The organism is Sphingobacterium sp. UBA7855 (assembly GCA_002500745.1).
Lineage (GTDB): Bacteria > Bacteroidota > Bacteroidia > Sphingobacteriales > Sphingobacteriaceae > Sphingobacterium.
Map to the genome: position 1 here is coordinate 40,746 of DLST01000017.1, position 17,861 is coordinate 58,606.

Below are 17,861 nucleotides of genomic sequence, written 5' to 3' on the forward strand. Positions count from 1 at the left end.
GAACAAAACATCTCTTTGATTGAATGACAAAAATTTGTTTATTTTTACGAAAAGACAACAGATATAAATATGGTAGACATTTTGCTGCTCGAAGACGACAAGGTACTCTCGAAAGAGATCCGATCTTTTCTATTAAGCCAGGGCTTTACCTGTGATCAAGCCTTTGATGGAATTGATTTCTTGGCCAAAACACACCAGAAAAAATATAGTTTTTATCTATTAGATATCAATGTCCCCAAAATCAATGGATTGGAAATCTGTAAAAAGATAAGAAGCCATGACGCCCTTACACCAATTATTATTCTCTCGGCATACGATGATATAGATGATAAAAAGGAGGCATTTCTCCGGGCTGCTGATGACTATCTGGTTAAACCTTTCGTCTTAGATGAATTGCTGATGCGCATCTATTCCCTGTTACGTCGGCAACAACATAGCGAAAGCAATGAAACAAAAACATTGGTAGTCGATGATCTGATCATTTATCCTGATGAGGCCCGTGTATTACGTGCAAATGAAGAAATTAATCTTACTCAAAAAGAATTTCAACTGCTGCTTATCCTGGCACAGGCAAAGGGTCGTACCTTGTCCAAGCAACATATATCGGAAGAAGTGTGGCAAAATCAATTTCAGACAACACAGAATACAATTGAAGTTTATATCAACTTTTTACGTAAGAAGATTGATAAAAACTTTGAAAATAAACTGATCCATACAAGACCTGGCTTTGGTTATTACCTATCGGCAGAAAAATGAATTTAAAGAAGAAAATAGCGATTAGCTTTAGTATTGCATTCTCCGTCCTTTTCGGTATGGCGATGTTGATTATCTACTATGCTAGTTTCGATTTTCGGAAAGATCAATTTCGCCAGCGACTGATTGATAAATTAGACAATATTTCCCATTATATCGCCAGTAACCCCTATTTCAACCGCCAGTCATACAAAAACTATTTTCACGATGACGAAGATGGCCTTTTCTATGAAGATGTTATCATCCTCGACAAAAACAAACAGTTAGTCTTTAGCACTGTTAAGGACCAAACCGTTACATGGAGCGCATCAATTGTTAATAGGCTCGATCAGGAAAAGCAAATCTTCTACAACCAGGACCAATATGAGACATTTGCCAAATATTATCGCATTAACGGATCGCCCTACTATATTATCGTAAAAGCACAGGATTATTCCGGAAATGAAAAAATGGACCACCTAGCGCTTGTCCTCACGATATTATTTGTGCTGAGTGCAGCTTTAGTGTGGGTATTCAGCTATAATCTGATCCAACGCCTGTTGATTCCGCTCGATAAATTAAAAGACAATATTACGCAGATTAATGCCAGTAGACTCACTAAACCTGTTGATTACACAGGAAATACCGACGAAATTACTGTACTAACCCGGGCATTTAATACGATGTTATTACGCCTTTCTACTGCTTTCGAATCGCAGAAAGAATTCAATTCCAGTGCTTCCCACGAATTACGAACACCACTTGCACGAATGTCTTTTCAACTTGAAAATCTGTACCATCAGAACCAGTTAAGCGAAGAGGTGAGGCAGGTATTACGTAACATATCCAAAGAAACATTGCACCTCTCAGAAGTCACAGATTCGCTTATGCTCCTTTCAAAATTTGATTCGGAAAGTTTAAAAATGACTTATAAAGAAGAGCGAATCGATGAAATTATATTTACGGCCTATGAAAAAGTAGCCAAAGTATATCCCGACCTTCAGCTGGATTTTTCAATTAGCGGAACTGACGACCCCAAACTCAGCATTTTTTGTTCTGCCCAATTGATTGAAATCGCTTTTGTAAATTTATTTAAGAATGCTGCGCTCTACTCAGACAACAGGGAGGTGAAAGTCACAATGCTAGAATCAGCACAAGAACTAAAAGTGCTTGTTAGTAATACGGGGCCAGCTTTGAGTACCAGCGACCAAAAGCGAATTTTTGATGCATTTAGCCGCGGAGAAAATGCGAGTGAGACAACAGGATCTGGATTGGGACTGCGCATTGTTCAACGCATCATGGAATCGCATCATGCGACAATTGAATATCAAGCGGACCGAAAACAATCTACGCATACTTTTGTATTACTATTTAAATTGTTTCTCAACCAAGAAGGTTAGTTGAAAAAATTCCTCCAAATTACCTAGAAGCCCATTAGGCAATAAGCACATACATTTATTAACCGATGCTTTAGGCTTCTTCCCTACCTGAAAAACATGCTTTTTTAAGCTTTTTTTAAGCATTTATTAAGGGGTCTTTAATGTTCGACCAGTTATTTTGTTACATCAGTTTTGAAACATATGACAAAGAAACCTTTAATATTTTTATTGCTTTTCAATGGTATGGCATTTGCCCAGCAGAGACCACCGCAAACAGATCATGTGCGTATGGATGAAAGTACACTTATAAAAAAGCAAGGCGATATCGCCGGACAGCAAATGACGCTTCGAGAATGCGAAGCAGCATTTGTAAAGAGCAATCTTTCTCTACTCGCCCAACAATATGACATCAGCCAGGCTGAGGCAGACGTCATACAAGCTAAAATATGGGATCTGCCACAGCTTGAAATGAATGTTAACGCCTATGATCCACAGAACAAAAAGGTATTCCACGTCGGTCCTTCTAAAGAAGCGAGTATATCGCAATTAATTTATCTCGGTGGAAAAAAGAAAAATCAAGTAGAATTCGCCAAATCGAATGTCGAACTTTCCAAGCTACAATTTAGTCAATTGCTGGCAAGTCTTCATGCACAGCTCCGTACAACCTTTTACTCCCTCTACTTTGAACAGCATAAATTGGCGGATATCAAAATTCAGCTTGACTATCTAAATAATCTACTAACGGCATACAAAGAACAAGGTAAGAAAGGAAACATTTCATTAAAAGATCAAGTTCGCCTTCAAACAATGGCTATCGATCTCAATAACGAAAAAACAAATGCGATTAACAATAGCATTGACTTACAACAACAATTACGTGTACTCATCTCCAGTCAGGAAGACGTACTACCGAAATTAACCGATCAAGAAGCGGATCAGGTACTTGCCGTAAAACCAACAATGCCTTTAGACAAAATCTATCAATTGGCGCTGGAAAACAATGCTGATTATCAATTTGCGTTAAAAACTTCGGAAAGCGCACAGTTATTTACAACATGGCAACAATCGCTAAATACACCTGATATCAATCTTGGGCTTGCCTATAGTCAAAACTCAGGTGCTTTTCGCAATGAAATCAACTTAACAGCAGCAATTCCACTCCCGCTATGGAAACAAAATAAAGGAAATGTAATCAAGGCAAAATATGCCGAAGAAGAAGCAAAGAAGAATATTGAAGTCCAACGGCAGCAGCTCGAATCACAGATCCGATCCAATTACCTGTCTTGGCAAAACCAATACAATCAGTATTTTACCATTACACCTGACGACCTCCACGACATCGCGGTCGTCTACGATGGCGTATTCAATAATTTCAGAAAAGGTAACATCTCCCTGGTGGAATTCACTGATTTTATGGATAGCTACCGCATATCCATGCTGAAGCTATATGATATGAAAAAGGAAATTATTCTCAATGCCGAACAATTAAACTACCTGGCGCAAACTTCTATATTCAATTCAACTCATGTCAACTAAAAAACTTCTCACAGCCACAGTAGCAGTAGTGCTACTCTACTCTTGCAAAAATCATAAAGAAACGGATAATACCGCCGTTGTCAAAGGTTTCGAAATGAGCGAAACGATGCTAAAATCGACCAGTTTTGCAACCGTCAAAAAAGAAAATGTGAGCGAAGAACTCAATTTCTTTGGTAAAATATCTGCTGATCAGAACAATTACATCGATATCTTCCCACTCGTTGGCGGTAATGTGGTCTCCGTGAATGTATCCTTAGGCGATTATGTACACAAAGGTCAGGTATTGGCCACAATCAGAAGTACGGAAGTCGCCGGTATACAAAAGGATCTTTCGGATGCCAAAACCGATGTATTGCTCGCAGAAAAAAACTACCGTGTAGCGGAAGACATGTACACAGGTAAACTGAGTACAGATAAGGACATGCTGGAAGCAAAAGGACAATTAACTAAAGCCAAAGAGCAGCTCCGCCGCTCAGAAGCCGTCAGTCAGATCTATAATGTTCGACGCGGCAATATATATTCGGTGGTATCCCCAATCGATGGATATATCGTACAAAAAAATATCAATAAGGACATGCAACTGCGGAGTGACCGAAGCGACAACATCTTCGATGTGGCCAATACAAAAGATGTATGGGCGATTTTGAATGTCAATGAAACAGATATTGAAAAGATTAGTATGGGCATGCCTGCCGTGGTGTCAACGCTGAGTTATCCGGACAAAAAATTTCAAGGTAGTATCGACAAAATTTTTAAGATTATCGACCCGCAAACCAATTCTATGCAGGCCCGTGTCGTACTCGACAATAAAGATGGACTACTTATTCCAGATAGTAAGGCCACAATTAAAGTAGCACATCGATCCAATACACAGGCGCTAGCTGTTCCTTCGGACGCAGTCATTTTCGATCAAAACAAATATTTCGTGTTGGTTTACAAATCTCAAAATGACATCAAGATTCGTGAAATCCTGCCGATTAAGCAAAACGAAGAAACAACCTATATAACTACTGGATTACAGGAAGGAGAGAAAGTTGTTGTAAACAATAAACTTTTGATTTATAGAGCACTGAATAATTAATCCGTTTTAGCATTTACACGAATGAACAAATTCATTAAAAATATCATTGCCTTTTCCATAAAGAATAAAGCTTTTACCTTTATTTGGGTGGGTATTTTGGCTATTTCTGGTTTTATCAGTTTTAAAAGTATGCCCATTGAGGCATTTCCGGATGTTACCAATACACAGATAACTATCATTACCCAATGGAATGGTCGGAGTGCAGAGGAAGTCGAACGTTTTGTGACTACACCGATTGAATTGGGTATGAGCCCGGTACAAAAGAAAACGAGTATACGCAGCACGACCATGTTTGGCCTCTCCATTGTAAAAATCATCTTTGATGATGGTGTCGACGATACTTTTGCCCGCAACCAAGTCAATAACCTCTTGCGGTCTGTGAGCCTGCCAGACGATGTCGATCCCGATGTACAGCCCCCTTACGGTCCTACAGGAGAGATTTTCCGCTATACTTTACACAGCGATCAACGCAATTCACGCGACCTCCTTACTTTACAGACATGGGTCATTGACCGGGCGCTGCGGGGTGTCCCCGGCGTAGCCGATATCAATGTTTTTGGCGGACAAGATTTGGTTTACGAAATCAGTACGGACCCTATAAAACTTGACAAATTTAATCTGACACCTTTACAGGTATTTGATGCCGTGAGCAAAAGTAACCTGAATGTCGGTGGAGATGTCATCGAAAAAAGCGGTCAATCCTATGTAGTACGCGGTATTGGTTTAGTCAACTCAATCAATGACATCGAAAATATGACCGTAATCAATCAAAAGGGAAATCCTGTATTCGTCAAGAATGTGGCTGAAGTGAGAGAAAGCGCGATGCCTCGCGTGGGTCAAGCCGGTTTTGGAAAGAATGATGATGTGGTAGCAGGAACCATCGTGATGCGCAAAGGTGAAAATCCAAGAGAGGTATTGACTGCTGTAAAAGCAAAAATAGATGAGCTTAACAACAAAATCCTCCCCAAGGACGTCAAGATGCAAACTTTTTATGACCGTGACAACCTCATGGATTTCACGACACATACCGTTATGCATAACTTGATCGAAGGTATTGTGCTTGTCACCTTGATGGTACTGCTCTTTATGGCAGACTGGCGCACCACAGTTATTGTTTCCATTATCATACCACTCGCCTTACTTTTTGCTTTTCTATGCCTTAAACTAGCCGGAATGAGTGCCAATCTGCTTTCTTTGGGCGCGGTAGACTTCGGTATTATTATCGACGGTGCCGTGGTTATGGTGGAAGGGATATTTGTCATGCTGGACCATAAGGCACACAAACTTGGCATGGAAAAATTCAACAAGATGGCCAAAGCTGGCTGGATCAAACAGACAGGAACGGGATTGGGAAAAGCCATCTTTTTTTCCAAACTGATTATCATTACCTCATTGATTCCTATTTTTTCCTTCCAGAAGGTAGAAGGAAAGATGTTTGCGCCACTAGCCTTCACCCTAGGTTTTGCCTTATTGGGAGCGCTGCTTTTTACCTTAACGCTCGTTCCAGCTTTATCACATATTCTGCTCAATAAAAATGTGCGGGAGCGCCACAATCCTTTTGTGGAATTCTGGAATAGCGTCGTCGCTAAAGGATTTGGTTTCACGTTTAGAAACAAACGTCTGAGCATGATCCTCGCAATTACTTTATTGGCGGCAGTCTTGTTTTCAGCAAAATTTTTAGGAACAGAATTTTTACCGACATTAAACGAAGGATCCCTTTGGGTTACTGCCGAGATGCCTATGAGTACTTCTTTACGTGAATCGGTTAAAACAACCAAACTATTAAAAAGTACGTTGGAAACCTTCCCTGAGGTCACTGGTGTACTCTCCCAAACTGGACGGAGCAACGATGGTACAGATCCTAACGGGTTTGGTTTTGTTCAGTTTGCTGTAGCGCTAAAACCCAAAGAAGAATGGACACGCAAGATCACTATGGATCAGCTGATTGATGAAATGGACCACAAACTCAAACAATACCAGGGCATTACTTACAACTACTCACAGCCTATTTCGGATAATGTTGCTGAGGCTGTTGCTGGTTTTAAAGCTGAAAACGGAATCAAGATTTTTGGTGACGACCTAACAACTTTAGACCATCTTGCAAAAGAAGTTTATGCACAAATAAAAGGTATACAAGGAATTAAAGATCCAGGTATTATTCTCAATATTGGCCAGCCCGAAGTGAGTGTGGTATTGGATCGAACCCGTATGGCAGCGTTTAACGTTTTGCCGGCCGATGCACAGGCGGTGCTCGAAATGGCATTCGGAGGAAAAACAGCCTCAATCTTGTACGATGGCGAACGGAAATTCAATATCCGCCTGCGCTACGCTCCCGAATACCGTAAAACAGAAAAAGACATTGCGCAGCTGATGGTTCCCTGTGGTGATGGCACATTAATTCCGTTGAAAAGTATCGCGACCATTGAAAAAGATAACGGTGCTGCTTTTATCTATCGCGACAACATCAAACGCTATATCGGTATTAAATTTTCCATCCGTGACCGTGATTTAGGAAGCACCATTGCAGAAGCACAACAAAAGGTTAGTAAAATTAAGCTTCCGGAAGGGTATTCCATTGGCTGGACTGGGCAATTTGAAAATCAGCAACGTGCTACACACCGTTTAGCTCAGGTGGTTCCGATCAGTCTGTTTCTTATCTTCTTCTTACTGTTCATTTTGTTTGGTAACATCAAAGACTCTTTGCTCGTATTAGCAAACGTTCCTTTTGCACTGATTGGCGGAATTATAGCTTTGCACGTTACAGGTATGAATTTTGGGATATCAGCAGGCGTAGGCATGATTGCATTATTCGGTATATGTATTCAGAATGGAGTTATCCTGATTTCAGAATTTCATCAGAATAAGAAAGATGGACTACCGAATGACCAATCGATCTATAAAGGTGTAAAATCGCGAACAAGACCTGTGGTTATGACAGCATTGATGGCTTCTATAGGACTCCTACCAGCTGCACTATCTACGGGTATCGGTTCGGAATCACAAAAACCACTGGCGATCGTGATCATCGGCGGACTAATCTCAGCAACCATATTGACCTTGCTGGTTTTTCCGATCATCTATGATATCTTCAATAGAAAAGAAAAGATTCAGCAAACAATAGCCGAATAGTGTTGTCTATAGCTTATATACAATTTATCAAATTAATGAACACCATCGATACTGCGCTAAGCGATAACAACCCATGCCAATTGCATAGGCAGTATCGATGTAACAATTGTATCTCTTGCGGCTTTTAAATTTAAAAAGCGATAAAAAGCCCTTAATTTTGCAATAAATTACCTTCCTTAAAACAATTTGTGTGTTAAGGATCAAAACAAATAATATATTTATGACTATTCTCACATTTACAATCATCCTTCTCTTAGGTGCTTATGTAGCAGGGTTATTAGGATCGCTGACAGGCTTAGGGGGTGGGGTCGTTGTGATACCTTTATTAACACTCTTCTTTCATGTTGATATTCGCTATGCCATTGGAGCAGCCCTGCTTGCTTCAATCGCCACTTCTTCTGGTGCTGCAACAGCTTATGTCAAGGAAGGCATTACCAATATCCGGCTAGGTATGTTTTTAGAAATCGCTACCACCATTGGGGCGGTCATTGGCGCTGTTATTGCCATTTATATGCCGACCAATACCATCGCCATAATCTTTGGTTTTGTACTGATCTTCTCTGCAGCGATGACTGTACGTAAGAAAAATGAGCACGCGCACGCTGGCGGTTCCCCGTTAGCTGAAAAACTGAAGCTAAACAGTACCTATCCAGTTGAGGGGAAATTAATCCCCTACAAGCTAACCAATATTGTGGGAGGTTTTTCATTGATGGGTGTGGCGGGCGTTATCTCCGGTTTATTGGGGATCGGTTCCGGATCCCTTAAAGTACTTGCAATGGATAGCATGATGAAAATTCCATTTAAAGTCAGTACAACAACGAGTAACTTTATGATCGGTGTTACCGCAGCAGCTTCTGCAGTGGTGTATCTGCAAAGAGGTTATATGGATCCCGGTATTGCATTTCCGGTAATTTTAGGCGTATTAGGCGGCGCCATTACAGGATCTAAGCTCCTAAAACGTATGAATCCAAAGACTTTACGTATCATTTTCGCTGTCGCCATAACATTCGTGGCCTTAGAGATGATTTTCAACGGATTCCAGCATAAATTTTAAAAAACATACGTTACGCAATTAGCATAATAATAGTGTAAGATCCTTCACCTATAGGAAGAAGGAAAACAAATAATCAAAATGAAACACGTATTTTCCAAAAATTATTGGGGAGACAAAGATATCTCGCTACTCGTCGGACAAATTTTACGAACAGGAGTTGTTATCGCTTCTTCCATTCTCATCCTGGGCGGCATCCTTTACCTCATCGTTCATGGACAAGAAACTGTACCGAATTACAGCGATTTTGTCGGTGAGGGAAACTCCAATACCACAATTACCGGAATCATTACTGGCGCATTGAGCCGAAATGTTCCCCAAATCATACAGCTCGGTGTCCTCTTATTAATTTTCACCCCTATTGTACGGGTGATTGGTTCACTATTTGGATTTGTAATCGAAAAGGACAAGCTTTATATCATCATTACATTGATCGTATTAGCTGTCATTATAGGAAGTATTCTTAGCGGCGTCAAGGGATAATAATCGCCTTATCTCTTGGCGCGCAGCCAAGAAGATTTCTTCAGCACATATTCAAAGTTCTTCCTTTCAGGTTCATTTATGTAGCTCACGGTCCGCTCCGCGACTTTGATTGCCCCCAAGCGTTCCACAGCCTTCTGCGAACGATAATTCTCCGCACCAACGTGCATAAAAATGCTGTCCACAAAATTGAAAGCAAAGTCAAACATCATCTCTTTTACCAAAGGATTAATGCCCCCCCCCCAATAAGCGCGCGCATAAAAGGTAAATCCAACAAAAATTGATTGCCCAACCTGGTCAAGCCCATAATACCGTGTACTGCCAATGCATGCATGATTCTTCTTATCATAGATCAAATAAGCTGATTTACTTGCCAAAGCAGCCTCAAAAAATTGGCGGAAAACATCTTCTTTCCAACGGTCTTTATTGGGATGTTGTTCCCAGATCAGCGGGTCCTTGGCAACTTGGTATAGCGCCTCGAAATCCGATGGGTCCATGATCCTCAATAAAACATGATCATTTTCGAGCGTGTTGGGGGCGACAAACTTCATGCGGCACAGTGCTAGTTTAGTAATCGAAATATTTCAATTTATACAGAATATACCAATTAATGATGAAATTAGCTAAATTAAGGGGCCAGCAAGACAAATATTACATAGAAATGTAGATCTAACAAAAATTTTATTCAAATATGAAGCTAAGCTAGTGCAACTTACCCCTATTCTAATGTAGGTGTTGATAGGAATCTTAGCGCATCTAAAATTAGCTTTACAAAATTTTGTATTTTACAGCCAAATGGAACAATTTAGAGAATTTGTAAAACAACGTATTGATGTCACAGAGGACGAACTGAATGACATCGTTTCACGTTATCAAGTCAAAAAAATAAAGAAAAAAGAGTACTTTCTACGCGCCGGTGAAATCTGCCATCATGAAGCATATGTGGTGAGCGGTCTATTTAAATCATTCTATATCACTGCCGACGGGATAGAACATATTCTACAATTTGCGATTGAAGATTGGTGGATTGGTGATATTGCGAGCTTCAACTATCAGGAGCCGGCACTACAAAACATCCAGGCGCTAGAAAACGCTGTTGTGCTTACCCTCTCAAAAAAAGATAAAGACAAACTGTACAAAGACCATCCAATCTTTGAAAAACTTTCTAGGATAATGGCACAGCGTGCACAGGTAGCATCCCAACATCGCATCATTTCGAGTATCGGATTTACTGCTCAGGAGAGATATCTTGATTTTATCAAGCGGTACCCCAAAATCTACCCTAGGATTTCAAATATGCAATTAGCATCCTATCTCGGCGTCACACAGGAGTTTCTTAGTCGCCTAAAAAGACAGCTCTTGAAGCCTAATCGAAATTCTTGACCTACATCAATTTTTTCTTTCCAAGTTTATACCAACTTTGCATAAGTTTGTTCAAACAAACAATTTGAACATATTTCAGTTATATAAATAAAAGAAAATAAGATGAATAGATTTTTCCAAGTTTTGGCAGTAGCAGTATTAATGATTAATGTTGCTGTAGCACAAGTAAAATGGTCTGCAGACCCAGCGCATACAAATGCAAGATTTGACGTAAAGCACTTAGGTATCAGCTTTGTCGATGGTGATTTTACAAAAGTAGAAGGTACAGTTGAAACTGCAACAGGTACAAGTTTTAACAATGCCAAAATCAATTTTTCTATTGATGTCAACAGTATCGATACTCGTGTCGCTGCCCGTGACAACCATTTAAAAACTGACGATTTCTTCGCTGCGGAAAAATTCCCTAAAATGACATTGAAGTCTGTTAGTTTTAAAAATACAAAAGTAAAAGGAAAATATGTGATGGTAGCGGATCTAACAATCCGTGATGTAACGAAAAAAGTGACATTCGAGGTAACTCAAAATGGGGGGATCATTACCGATCCTTGGGGCAAAACACGTGCAGGCTTCACTGCTAAAACAACAATTAACCGCCACGACTTTGGCTTGAAATACAACGATAAACTACCTTCGGGTGTAGAAGCTGTTGCTTCGGATGTTGATATCATTGTAAACACTGAATTGGTGTTAAATTAATTGGGAAATAATAAATCACACAAACTTGGTGGCTATCCGATTTGATATCAGATAGCCATCATTTTTTACAGACCTTTTAACAGACCGCCATCCAGCGGAATATTGGCACCGGTAAGATAGCTTGCATAGGTTGAGCAAAGGAAAGCGACAAGATAGCCGTATTCCTCAGGTTTACCCAGGCGTTGTGCCGGAACCTGTTTTAAGCGTATTTGCAGCGCCTCATCATACGATATGCCCAAACGTTGTGCATCCAGATCGGTTAGCGACTGTATGCGGTCGGTATCAAATAGTCCTGTCAGGATACTGTTTACAGTCACACCATCTTTGGCAACATCCTCCGCCAGCGATTTACTCCAACTAACCAATGCCGTACGGATAGTATTGGATAATACCAAGTTAGAAACGGGCTCCTTCACCGTAGAAGAAGAAACATTGATAATACGACCATATCCGTTAGCTTGCATATAGGGCAGCGCGCATCCGGTCGTGTAGCAGTGATTTTGAAACAAGAGCTCAAAAGCGTCCTGATATTCTGAAAGATGCTTTTGAGCAATGGTTCCTGCTTGGGGTCCATTCGAATTGTTGATTAAAATATCAACCTTATTCGACTCAAAATAATGTGCTATCTGTTTTTTATAGGCTTCGTGATCGTTGTAATTCACCAGCAAATATTGATGTACCTGCCCTTTAGACCGGTCTAAACTTTCACAGGCATGCTGTAGCTTTTGCTCATTTCGGGAGGCTAATGTTACCGATACGCCACAAGAGGCAAGCACTCGGGCAATCCCGGCACCTATACCGGTTGAACTCGCTCCAATCAAAGCCTTTTTTCCAGTTAGATTAATTTCCATATTTTGTTATTTCCTATCTTATTCTTTAGCTACATTCCCAACCATCCTTCTTCACTAAAACACCATCTTCGATACCACTAATCGTTGTCTTTTGCCCGAATCATGGCAATAAATAAATAGACTGCAAAAACCCAAGCCGAACCTAAGCATATCCAGGCAAAAACTGGGATTCCCCACCATTTCGGTTCAACTCGCGCTACGATGATCATTCCGCCCAACAAATTGAGCGACATAAACATAATGCCAATGACGATACGATTGACACCTTTTCTTAAGATCGTATTGAAAGATCGGGCACTGATCAAACGATGGTTGAGGGTAAAATTCCCGGTCCGGAATAAGCGCACAAGCGCACGCATATCTTCTGGTAGTTTCTCCACATCACGAACAAAGGACTCCACTTTATATTTTCCTTTTTTGAACATGGCCTGCGGAGAGAGCCGTTCCATCATAATTCGCCGCGCAAATGGCTTAATGCTTTCCATAATGTTGAGATCAGGATATAATTGGCGCCCTATCCCCTCCATCAGTGAGATGCCCCGCATCAACTGATAGATATACTCTGGAAAATACAGGCGATTGTCGCCAATAATTTTCCATAGTTTATTGAATAATAAATCTAAGCTAAGATCGCCAAGTGACACATTGTCGATCATATCAAAAATCTCATAAAGCGAGCGCTCAAACTGATTCCGGTCTGGTATATGACTGACGACAGCGACATCTTCAATCACGTCAGCAAGCCGGACAGCATCTTCGGATATGGCCGATTGAATAAACTCTTCCAGCAGTCTACGGTCTATGCCCAATAATTTACCCATATTTCCAAAATCCAAAAAGGCAATTCGCCCATCTGGCATTACCATCATATTTCCTGGATGCGGATCACCATGGAAGAAACCATGGATAATAACTTGTTCGAGATACAAATTGATCCCATTTTTAACAAGCAATTGAACGTCCATTCCCCGCCGCTTGATTTCTGCCACATCGGTAACTTTAAAACCATCCAGATACTCCATGCAAAGCACACGATCAGACGATAGTTCGGGGTAAACTCTCGGCACCTTAATATCTTTATTTCCCTTAAAATTTTTAGCGAACCGCTCAATATTGTGTCGTTCAATTGCCAAAGACATCTCCTCCTGCAAAGTCATGGAGAAAGATTCGACAATCAAAGATAGATTAAGGTTTTCCAGCACATCATTGTACATGGTCAGGATTTTGGCAATATCACGCATGAGTGCGAGATCACTGCGCATCAGCTCATCGATACCCGGGCGTCGCACCTTTAACACCACTTGGGTGCCATCTAATAAGGTTGCTCTGTACACCTGAGCGATAGACGCTGCAGCAAACGGTTCGGCCACAATCTCCTGAAAATACGCGTCAATATCCAGTTGCAGCTCTTCTGCAAGATAGGATTTAATGTCGACTTCAAAAGGCGGAACATTATCCTCCAGGCGCTTAAGTTCATCCACCAAATCTTTCGGCAGCAGCCCCTCCCGGGTCGAAGCAGATTGTCCAAGCTTGATAAAAGCCGGACCTAGCTCCTCAAGCGCCATGCGTATACGCGCATATACACTAACTGTATCGACGTCAATAGGATGATCTACTGACGCTCTAGACCCTTTCCATGGCAATCGAGCGATTGCGTCTTTAAAACCATATTTGGCCAATATACTTAAGATCTGCGAACTGCGCTGTAACTTCTTTGTCGGATTAAACATAACGGATCTTGGATTTCGATAACAATATACGAAATATCCATGCGCAAAAAACACAGTTTGCTGTGAAACTTTATTCCGTCTCCAATTGATCCAGCTTATCTTTGATCTGAACGAGGTAACGACTATAATAGCAGCGAATCATAAGTTCCGTCACACCAACAACCAAAACAATAGCAACAATTGCCGAGAGGATCATCCAAACAATAAAATGAGGATCTGCTGCAAAAGTCTCCTTGAAATGATATAACCGATCAAACCATACACTCGTTCGGTTCTGGGCGATCATGATCAGATAAAGAAACAACGCCTGTGGGATCATCACATAGGCTGCAATACGATACGTCTCAACGGCATACTTTAAGTCGTAATACGTTTTAAGCAAATGTTCTTTAGAGGCCAACAGTTCGATTTGCTTTGTACTTTTTACCAAGTAAAAAAATCTTCGATAGTATAGAAGACTCGATAACGATATCTGTACAATAAAAAAGTAATAGGCAAATGCTGCATAACCTTCGATCTTATAAATGGGCAATATGGGTACCAAAAATAGAAAACACATACAACACAACCATGAAATAAACTCGCGCTTGATGTTCTTGCGCAGCTTGCCCATAATATTGCCTACCTCCTTGTAGTACTTCAGATTTGGATTCTGCAAATCTTCATCTGTCGGCTGTTCCTGCCAAGACTTCTTTAACTCATCAAAATTCATAGTTATATTTTTTAATGATCTGTTGAATTCGCTCTTTTGTACGGTTCAATTTCACCCGGGCATTCACCTCCGATATACCCAAATTCTCTGCAATTTCCCGATGACTTTGGCCCTCCAAAAACAAAAAGATCAGCGCTTTCTCGATTGCATTCAGTTCCTGGACTGCCTGATAGAAAACTTTTAATTGCTCATCTTTATCAGCGTCATAACCTTCATCAGCAGCGTCATGCCGTTCGTCCAACGCATCGTAAATCTGATGCTTCTTTTCCTTTTTTAAGAATACCATGGCCGTATTAAGGGCAACACGATACATCCATGTTGAAAATTTACTCTGCCGCTTAAATGTTCCGTAGGATTTCCACAATTGATAGACGATTTCCTGATACAGGTCCTGCCGCCCATCGTGATCATCCATATACATACGGCTCACCTTAACGAGAATACCTTTATTCTCATCAATCAGTCTAAGAAATTCTATTTCCGATGGGTTCACCTAGCGACTTTTTATTAAATTTAGTTTAGGTAATAAGTATAGCAAACATGCAAAATGTTACAGCTTTATTTAAAAATATGTAAATTGTTATTAAAAATGAGACTTATCGCTAGAGATTATGGAAAATATATTTTATGAAGGTCAGATCATTTGGGCGCAGATCGATGCAAATAGACATATGCGCCATTCTGCTTACGCTGATATTTGTGCACAGGCCCGCAGTAATATGCTGCACAAGATGGGGTTTTCTCTCGATAAATTTGCGGAATACCATATCGGTCCCATACTATTTAGGGAAGAACTCCTGTATTTTAAAGAAATCCATTTGGACGAATATGTACAGGTCAAAGTGGAATTGACGAAATACAACAAAAACAATAGCCGGTTTTCATTTATGCACCAGGTATTTCGTTCGGACGGAACCCGCTGCTGCACAGTTCATGTCGATGGAGCATGGCTAGACCTTCAAAAACGAAAATTAACAAAATTGCCAGAAGAACTAGCGCCCCTTCTCGCCAAAATTCCCCGAGCTGAAAAATATGAAGAGACAGAATAATCTATAGTAGATATAACAGCAAACTGATACAAAAGAAAAAAATCCCTTGGAACACAAATGAGGTTCCAAGGGATGAAAACATAAACTAAACCTAAAAACTATTTTCCTTTATCCTTCTTCTATCGTTCCTTTGATCATCTCAAAATCGGATATGCGATTCAATGCTTATTAATTATTTCACTTCAATTAAACGCTTAGCGATAATTGCATCCTCTTTCTTGCCTACAGTCAAAATCAATATCCCACCTTCATACGCAGCCTCAATACTGCTGTAGTCTACCGTATCAGGCAAAGTAAACGAGCGTGAGAACGACGAATAATTGAATTCTTTTTTACTGTATAATTTTTCTTCACTGACACTTTCCTCCTTTTTCTCTGCCGAAATCGTAATCAGATTCTTATCTACATTGATTTTGAAATCAGACTTATCTAATCCTGGCGCAGCCATTTCGACTTTGAAAGATTTCTCGGTTTCTGATATATTTACCGCTGGAACACGAGAAACCAAACGATCTGAAATAAAATTATCGTTGAATAAATTATCAAATACTGTATTTACAAACGGATTTACTGCATCAGTATTTAAACTTTTTGATGGGAATTTAATTAATGCCATTTTTTTGTCCTCCTAATTTTTTGTTTTATTGTTAAGCTTTTTTGTTCTAACTATTTGAAAGGAATTATTCAATTTGCGTACCACACCTATTTTAAAGACAAAATGACACTTATAACTAAAAATAAATGCCATTTTGTCTATATATTTTACACATTATGCGAACAACGGCACACATCAGCTTGGCGTCTAGAAAAGCAAGATAACACATCCATTTTAAAACAACATTAAATTTCATCGCTTTCTAGCGCTGCGATGACCAAGGATTTGACAGCATCGTAAATATAATCTTTTGCCTCTGCATAAGAAATCCCATAACGCCGGGGAACGACTTCAGCATACTGTGGGAATGGCATAAACAGTTTATCATAATAGGCATCTAACTGCCCGTTGTTCGGTAACTCAAACGCCAGACGAAGCTGAAAACGTCGAACGATAGCAGTGTCCAATATCTCAGGATGATTCGTAGCAGCAACCAATACCGCTTCAGCAGGAAAATAATCGATCAGTTGGATAATAGAATTCACGAGGCGGCGCATTTCACCCACATCCTTTTCTTCACTAATCCGTGCTTTACCAATTTGGTCAAATTCGTCTAAAAACAAAAACGGCCTTTTCGCGCCCCGCTTTGTCGAAGACCTGCTTCATGTGTTGCGAAGTCTCCCCAATACGAGACGAAATAAGATTGCTCAAATTTAACACATAAATGGGTTTGTCGAGCGAAGTTGCCAGCGCTTTGGCCGTTGTGGTTTTTCCACAGCCAGAATAACCATGCAGTAAAATTTTATTACTGACCGGCAGGCCGTATTGCGCAAGCTCTTTGATATAACGATGCTCTTTGATGAGCTGCAAAAGTTTCTGACGACTTTCTTTCTGTAAGAAAACCGTTTCCAAAGCAATCTTTTCTTTATCAGCAATGACCAGATCAAAAATATTCATAGTATACTTTTAAGACATCCAAATAACTGTTGCTAAAACTAAATCTTTCAGACGACATACGGCTGATCCAGTTTATTTTTTAATCTTTGAAATAGTTAAGACTGACTTGTGAGCAGGCAAGATCGCCTCCGAAAGGAGGATTTGATTTTCGTATGACGACTTCTATCGTTACAGCATGGGATACCCGACTTCGAATCTGATCCAATATTTCTGACGCAGCAGATTCAAGCAATTTTCGTTTAGGTCGCATTACGCTGGCAGTAATCTGATAAAGTTCCTCGTAATTGAGCGTATTTGTCAAATCCTCCGTCTCCAAATTCAGAAAGGGAAAACATACGTCAATAGAGACAAAAAATTCGTTACCTAACACCTGTTCCTCTTCATAATACCCTATCGGTGCATAGAATCGCGCTTCTTTCAGTGATACTGTCTGTAAAATGGTTGCCATGCACAAACCTAAGGAAATTGTTCCATACAACAGGGATTATTTGTATATTTAA

17 protein-coding genes and 1 pseudogene are annotated in these 17,861 nt (G+C 40.2%); 10 read left to right on the top strand and 8 right to left on the bottom strand.

The annotated features are described in order from the left end of the window. The first annotated feature begins 69 nt into the window (after positions 1-69). The 7 genes from B2107_RS15380 (at position 70) to B2107_RS15410 (ending at position 9,391) form a co-directional block, all read left to right on the top strand. Positions 70-756 (top strand): response regulator transcription factor, encoded by a 687-nt coding sequence (locus B2107_RS15380; RefSeq protein ID WP_209578937.1) that lies wholly within the window; start codon positions 70-72, stop codon positions 754-756. After that, on the top strand, positions 753-2,132 hold the full coding sequence (locus B2107_RS15385; protein WP_209578938.1) for a HAMP domain-containing sensor histidine kinase: 1,380 nt from the start codon (positions 753-755) through the stop codon (positions 2,130-2,132). The genes B2107_RS15380 and B2107_RS15385 overlap by 4 nt, the downstream gene beginning before the upstream one ends. A 180-nt stretch (positions 2,133-2,312) precedes the next feature. Beyond that, complete coding sequence (locus B2107_RS15390) at positions 2,313-3,647, top strand: TolC family protein (protein WP_293956543.1); 1,335 nt, start codon at positions 2,313-2,315, stop codon at positions 3,645-3,647. Continuing rightward, positions 3,637-4,728: an efflux RND transporter periplasmic adaptor subunit gene (locus B2107_RS15395; RefSeq protein ID WP_293956544.1), complete on the top strand. Its 1,092-nt coding sequence runs from the start codon at positions 3,637-3,639 to the stop codon at positions 4,726-4,728. Before B2107_RS15390 ends, B2107_RS15395 begins: the two co-directional genes overlap by 11 nt. A 21-nt stretch (positions 4,729-4,749) precedes the next feature. Then, a complete protein-coding gene (locus B2107_RS15400) occupies positions 4,750-7,857 on the top strand; it encodes an efflux RND transporter permease subunit (protein WP_293956545.1) in 3,108 nt (1,035 codons plus the stop codon). A gap of 220 nt (positions 7,858-8,077) precedes the next feature. Further along, on the top strand, positions 8,078-8,911 hold the full coding sequence (locus tag B2107_RS15405; RefSeq protein ID WP_293956546.1) for a sulfite exporter TauE/SafE family protein: 834 nt from the start codon (positions 8,078-8,080) through the stop codon (positions 8,909-8,911). A gap of 78 nt (positions 8,912-8,989) precedes the next feature. Next, entirely contained in the window at positions 8,990-9,391 is a 402-nt protein-coding gene (locus B2107_RS15410) for a DUF1634 domain-containing protein (protein ID WP_293956547.1), read from the top strand. Positions 9,392-9,399: 8 nt separating this feature from the next. On the opposite strand, the gene B2107_RS15415 is transcribed toward B2107_RS15410, so the two are convergent. Further along, on the bottom strand, positions 9,400-9,939 hold the full coding sequence (locus B2107_RS15415) for a GNAT family N-acetyltransferase (protein WP_293956549.1): 540 nt from the start codon (positions 9,937-9,939) through the stop codon (positions 9,400-9,402). Positions 9,940-10,183: 244 nt separating this feature from the next. On the opposite strand from B2107_RS15415, the gene B2107_RS15420 reads away from it, so the two are divergent. Next, complete coding sequence (locus B2107_RS15420) at positions 10,184-10,771, top strand: Crp/Fnr family transcriptional regulator (protein WP_293956550.1); 588 nt, start codon at positions 10,184-10,186, stop codon at positions 10,769-10,771. Positions 10,772-10,873: 102 nt separating this feature from the next. Next, positions 10,874-11,467 carry a YceI family protein gene (locus B2107_RS15425; RefSeq protein ID WP_293956551.1) on the top strand — a complete coding sequence of 198 codons (594 nt, stop codon included), beginning with the start codon at positions 10,874-10,876 and terminating at the stop codon, positions 11,465-11,467. Between the two features lie 65 nt (positions 11,468-11,532). Here B2107_RS15425 and B2107_RS15430 read toward each other — a convergent pair whose 3' ends face one another. The 4 genes from B2107_RS15430 to B2107_RS15445 form a co-directional block, all read right to left on the bottom strand. Next, positions 11,533-12,318 carry an SDR family oxidoreductase gene (locus B2107_RS15430; protein WP_293956553.1) on the bottom strand — a complete coding sequence of 262 codons (786 nt, stop codon included), beginning with the start codon at positions 12,316-12,318 and terminating at the stop codon, positions 11,533-11,535. A 77-nt stretch (positions 12,319-12,395) separates the two neighbouring features. Then, positions 12,396-14,048, bottom strand: a complete 1,653-nt coding sequence (locus tag B2107_RS15435; RefSeq protein ID WP_293956554.1) for an ABC1 kinase family protein — start codon at positions 14,046-14,048, stop codon at positions 12,396-12,398. 70 nt (positions 14,049-14,118) lie between these two features. After that, on the bottom strand, positions 14,119-14,760 hold the full coding sequence (locus B2107_RS15440) for a hypothetical protein (RefSeq protein ID WP_209578949.1): 642 nt from the start codon (positions 14,758-14,760) through the stop codon (positions 14,119-14,121). Continuing rightward, complete coding sequence (locus tag B2107_RS15445) at positions 14,750-15,253, bottom strand: RNA polymerase sigma factor (protein ID WP_293956555.1); 504 nt, start codon at positions 15,251-15,253, stop codon at positions 14,750-14,752. Before B2107_RS15445 ends, B2107_RS15440 begins: the two co-directional genes overlap by 11 nt. A 118-nt stretch (positions 15,254-15,371) precedes the next feature. Between B2107_RS15445 and B2107_RS15450 the strand changes: the two genes are divergently transcribed. Next, complete coding sequence (locus B2107_RS15450) at positions 15,372-15,809, top strand: acyl-CoA thioesterase (RefSeq protein ID WP_209578951.1); 438 nt, start codon at positions 15,372-15,374, stop codon at positions 15,807-15,809. Between the two features lie 172 nt (positions 15,810-15,981). Here B2107_RS15450 and B2107_RS15455 read toward each other — a convergent pair whose 3' ends face one another. The 3 genes and pseudogenes from B2107_RS15455 to B2107_RS15470 all read right to left on the bottom strand — a co-directional run bounded on the left by B2107_RS15455 (position 15,982) and on the right by B2107_RS15470 (position 17,809). Beyond that, complete coding sequence (locus B2107_RS15455; protein ID WP_209578952.1) at positions 15,982-16,425, bottom strand: Hsp20/alpha crystallin family protein; 444 nt, start codon at positions 16,423-16,425, stop codon at positions 15,982-15,984. Positions 16,426-16,649: 224 nt separating this feature from the next. Then, positions 16,650-17,361, bottom strand: a pseudogene (locus tag B2107_RS21940) (AAA family ATPase). Positions 17,362-17,440: 79 nt separating this feature from the next. Continuing rightward, complete coding sequence (locus B2107_RS15470; protein WP_293956559.1) at positions 17,441-17,809, bottom strand: dihydroneopterin aldolase; 369 nt, start codon at positions 17,807-17,809, stop codon at positions 17,441-17,443. Between the last annotated feature and the right edge of the window lie 52 nt (positions 17,810-17,861).

Coding starts and splice junctions, on each gene's coding strand:
- B2107_RS15410 (WP_293956547.1), top strand. CDS start 8,990: ATGAAACACGTATTTTCCAAAAATTATTGGGGAGACAAAGATATCTCG.
- B2107_RS15455 (WP_209578952.1), bottom strand. CDS start 16,425: ATGGCATTAATTAAATTCCCATCAAAAAGTTTAAATACTGATGCAGTA.
- B2107_RS15425 (WP_293956551.1), top strand. CDS start 10,874: ATGAATAGATTTTTCCAAGTTTTGGCAGTAGCAGTATTAATGATTAAT.
- B2107_RS15390 (WP_293956543.1), top strand. CDS start 2,313: ATGACAAAGAAACCTTTAATATTTTTATTGCTTTTCAATGGTATGGCA.
- B2107_RS15420 (WP_293956550.1), top strand. CDS start 10,184: ATGGAACAATTTAGAGAATTTGTAAAACAACGTATTGATGTCACAGAG.
- B2107_RS15405 (WP_293956546.1), top strand. CDS start 8,078: ATGACTATTCTCACATTTACAATCATCCTTCTCTTAGGTGCTTATGTA.
- B2107_RS15400 (WP_293956545.1), top strand. CDS start 4,750: ATGAACAAATTCATTAAAAATATCATTGCCTTTTCCATAAAGAATAAA.
- B2107_RS15470 (WP_293956559.1), bottom strand. CDS start 17,809: ATGGCAACCATTTTACAGACAGTATCACTGAAAGAAGCGCGATTCTAT.
- B2107_RS15380 (WP_209578937.1), top strand. CDS start 70: ATGGTAGACATTTTGCTGCTCGAAGACGACAAGGTACTCTCGAAAGAG.
- B2107_RS15430 (WP_293956553.1), bottom strand. CDS start 12,318: ATGGAAATTAATCTAACTGGAAAAAAGGCTTTGATTGGAGCGAGTTCA.
- B2107_RS15415 (WP_293956549.1), bottom strand. CDS start 9,939: ATGAAGTTTGTCGCCCCCAACACGCTCGAAAATGATCATGTTTTATTG.
- B2107_RS15450 (WP_209578951.1), top strand. CDS start 15,372: ATGGAAAATATATTTTATGAAGGTCAGATCATTTGGGCGCAGATCGAT.
- B2107_RS15385 (WP_209578938.1), top strand. CDS start 753: ATGAATTTAAAGAAGAAAATAGCGATTAGCTTTAGTATTGCATTCTCC.
- B2107_RS15395 (WP_293956544.1), top strand. CDS start 3,637: ATGTCAACTAAAAAACTTCTCACAGCCACAGTAGCAGTAGTGCTACTC.
- B2107_RS15435 (WP_293956554.1), bottom strand. CDS start 14,048: ATGTTTAATCCGACAAAGAAGTTACAGCGCAGTTCGCAGATCTTAAGT.
- B2107_RS15440 (WP_209578949.1), bottom strand. CDS start 14,760: ATGAATTTTGATGAGTTAAAGAAGTCTTGGCAGGAACAGCCGACAGAT.